This window comes from Methylobacterium sp. Leaf361, from assembly GCF_001424445.1.
Taxonomy (GTDB): domain Bacteria; phylum Pseudomonadota; class Alphaproteobacteria; order Rhizobiales; family Beijerinckiaceae; genus Methylobacterium.
Genome location: NZ_LMPY01000087.1, coordinates 1 through 2,404, shown reverse-complemented (window position 1 = coordinate 2,404; position 2,404 = coordinate 1). Strand labels below are relative to the sequence as shown.

The 2,404-nt window shown below is 63.8% G+C and carries 5 protein-coding genes; 2 read left to right on the top strand and 3 right to left on the bottom strand.

Going from position 1 to position 2,404, the window contains the following annotated elements; genetic code table 11:
• The first annotated feature begins 295 nt into the window (after nucleotides 1-295).
• The gene (locus tag ASG32_RS34280; protein ID WP_157862121.1) at nucleotides 296-502 is read left to right on the top strand and encodes a hypothetical protein; all 207 of its coding nucleotides are present in this window, start codon (nucleotides 296-298) and stop codon (nucleotides 500-502) included.
• A gap of 358 nt (nucleotides 503-860) precedes the next feature.
• Here ASG32_RS34280 and ASG32_RS34275 read toward each other — a convergent pair whose 3' ends face one another.
• The 3 genes from ASG32_RS34275 to ASG32_RS31030 form a co-directional block, all read right to left on the bottom strand.
• Nucleotides 861-1,022: a hypothetical protein gene (locus tag ASG32_RS34275; RefSeq protein WP_157862120.1), complete on the bottom strand. Its 162-nt coding sequence runs from the start codon at nucleotides 1,020-1,022 to the stop codon at nucleotides 861-863.
• A gap of 160 nt (nucleotides 1,023-1,182) precedes the next feature.
• Nucleotides 1,183-1,428, bottom strand: a complete 246-nt coding sequence (locus tag ASG32_RS31035; RefSeq protein ID WP_056533872.1) for a hypothetical protein — start codon at nucleotides 1,426-1,428, stop codon at nucleotides 1,183-1,185.
• 78 nt (nucleotides 1,429-1,506) lie between these two features.
• Nucleotides 1,507-1,767, bottom strand: coding sequence for a hypothetical protein (locus ASG32_RS31030; RefSeq protein ID WP_056533871.1), 261 nt, complete (start codon nucleotides 1,765-1,767; stop codon nucleotides 1,507-1,509).
• Between the two features lie 211 nt (nucleotides 1,768-1,978).
• On the opposite strand from ASG32_RS31030, the gene ASG32_RS34270 reads away from it, so the two are divergent.
• On the top strand, nucleotides 1,979-2,347 hold the full coding sequence (locus ASG32_RS34270) for a hypothetical protein (RefSeq protein ID WP_157862119.1): 369 nt from the start codon (nucleotides 1,979-1,981) through the stop codon (nucleotides 2,345-2,347).
• The last annotated feature ends 57 nt before the right edge of the window (nucleotides 2,348-2,404 follow it).

Genomic DNA, 2,404 nt, shown 5'->3' with positions numbered 1-2,404 from the left:
TGTCTCCATGGCGTATCGCTCTCACTGAGAGGTTCTGGCAGGCTCGACACCCGCCTCGATACGCCGCCTTCAACACACCGTCGTCACCCAATCTCCCGCATAGCTCGGCGGAAATGCCGCTGATCGGCCTACGGCGAGTGCCGCCGATCAGAACACCGCACGCCTGAAGGCCGCGCGCCTCGAACGGGATGCCGCCAGGGCTGGGACAAAAAAGCCGTGATGCACGAAGCCATAGGCGAAGCCCTCGCCGAGAACCTGGCGGCCAAGGGCTACTTCAAGGGCGAGCCCAAGTCCGATGTCTAAGCTGCCTTTCAATGCCCGCGGCCATCTGTCGACACCGGCCGCGAGAGACGCAGCTCGACAGAAGCAGGCAGAGCAGGCCCAGCAGGAACTCGACGCCGAAAAGGTCGCGCTGGAAGAGCGTATGGCGGAGCTGCGGGCGAAGCGTCTGGCACTGGCACACGATCTGCCTCAACGGTCGGATGACAGGCCCGCTGAATGAGACTTACTTGAACCGTCTGCGGCTGCTCGGCGAGCGAGATCGTTTCTACAAGCCGGGGGATTGGACCCTCACCAGCCTCGCGCGAAACGGCTTGGTGGTTCGCACAGGCAGTCAGGATCGCTTCGGTCGCGAGGAATGGTCCATCACCGTTGATGGCCGAAAAGCCATCGTGAGTAACGCAGGTAGGCGCACCGGCATCAAGCCCCACGAAGTAGCGCAGCGCCGTGCAGGATCACAAGGATCCTAGCCTTCAGCGCCATCTCAATGGTCGAGAAAGGCGCAGACCTGATCGCGCCCCCTGATTGAGGTACTTCGCGTAGGCCATGGCAAGATGCCAATGAGCCCAGGTTCCGGACCGCTACCACATCCTGCTCATCACCCACGTGATGGCGATCACGACGATTCCCATGGAGAACTGAGCGATCAGCAAGCCCATGTAGCGGACCGACTTGAGCCGAGGCGGAGCCGGTGGACCGCCGACGATGCCGGGCGTGCCGCTGTGGGGCTGGTCGTCGTTCATGAGGTGGCCCCAGCTCAACGCTCGGGCCCGGCACGGACGACTGCGGCTCGATATGAGTCAACGGCTCGAGAGATAGGCGGTTGCTCATGGGGACGACATTGCTGGGAGCTTGCTCGGACGCATCCAGCCTGAGGCGCTCGGCGTCAGCTCGGCCGGCCTGCTACTCGATACCCTTCCGCCTCGCCTTGCCGCGGTCGGTTCTTTCGGATGGCGAACTGGTGCGCAGCTCGTGGCGCGCCTGCTCGAGGTACTCCTGGCGCTCGACTTCCGTTAGACAGGCGACGTTGTGGCCATTGCGGGCCTCCCGTTCTGTAAAGCCGGCATCCCAAGCGCGATCGTCGTGGTTCTTCGCGATGAAGGTGCGCTTGGCGCGCGCCAGCACGTCGGCTTCAGTCGGCTCGCCCATGGCTCAACTCTCATGCAGACGGCAGCCTATAGCAGGGGGACCCGGCAGGCGAGCGCGGGAGCCGCAACTGCCGCAGAATCACGCCCGGGTCGGCAGCCTCCGCGTCGCGCAGCTGCCGGGCCTCGTGGATCGCCTTGTATGACAGGCCAAGGTCGGCCACCGCTCCTGGGCGGCATCGTACTCGTCCGCCAGCTGGCGCTTGGCCTGGGCCTCGATCTCAAGGGCGTTGCGCAGGTCGGCCACGGCCGCAAGCGGGACGATCTCGGACAGGCGCTCGATCTGGTCGCGCCAGGAGGCGACGGCGGGCGGGAGGTCGGCTGGGGCAGCGCTGGCTGACACGAATGCTCTGACACAGAGGGCTGCCGGCAGCCGGCAGCGCTATACGACGCGTTTGGCCACCGCCATGCATCTGCAACACACCAGCACACAAAGGCGAATGGCTATTTGAAGGGAGCGGTACAGCCGCGGCTTCAGTACCAAATAGGTAGATGCAACCGAGCGCGCTCTGACCGGCTAGCGCCTTAGGGTGACTGGCAACTCGGAGGAGGCGATGACTCGTCATTTTGCTGCCGCTTTAGCCATCGTCATCGCCGGAGCGCCGGTCTCGGCTTTGAGTCAGAACCTTAATCTCCCGGCCGTAGAAGCCGGCACTCGCATCACTGCTGCGTCTACCCGAATTGGTGAGCACATCGATTGGGGAGTAGGGAGTTGCGGTGAGCCGGTGCACTTGCCTGGCACATGTGTCTGGAAACTAGAACGCGGGCTTTCGCTCACAGCTCATGCGTATGGTTCGCAGACTGCTGCGACGATCATCATCACCCGTTGGATGCCCGTAGATTTGAAGGATGTTTCGGCACGCGTGAAGTTTGACCAGGCGTGCCGGGACTGTCAGGAATTCCGTGTGCGGGCGGCGGGTTGAACATCAGGCCGCCATGGCCCGGGTGAAGCGCTCGCCGAAGATGACGGCGAACTGCGC

Excerpts from the sequence above, each read along its gene's own strand:
- ASG32_RS34275 (WP_157862120.1), bottom strand. The coding sequence starts at position 1,022 with ATGAACGACGACCAGCCCCACAGCGGCACGCCCGGCATCGTCGGCGGT.
- ASG32_RS34270 (WP_157862119.1), top strand. The coding sequence starts at position 1,979 with ATGACTCGTCATTTTGCTGCCGCTTTAGCCATCGTCATCGCCGGAGCG.
- ASG32_RS31035 (WP_056533872.1), bottom strand. The coding sequence starts at position 1,428 with ATGGGCGAGCCGACTGAAGCCGACGTGCTGGCGCGCGCCAAGCGCACC.
- ASG32_RS34280 (WP_157862121.1), top strand. The coding sequence starts at position 296 with ATGTCTAAGCTGCCTTTCAATGCCCGCGGCCATCTGTCGACACCGGCC.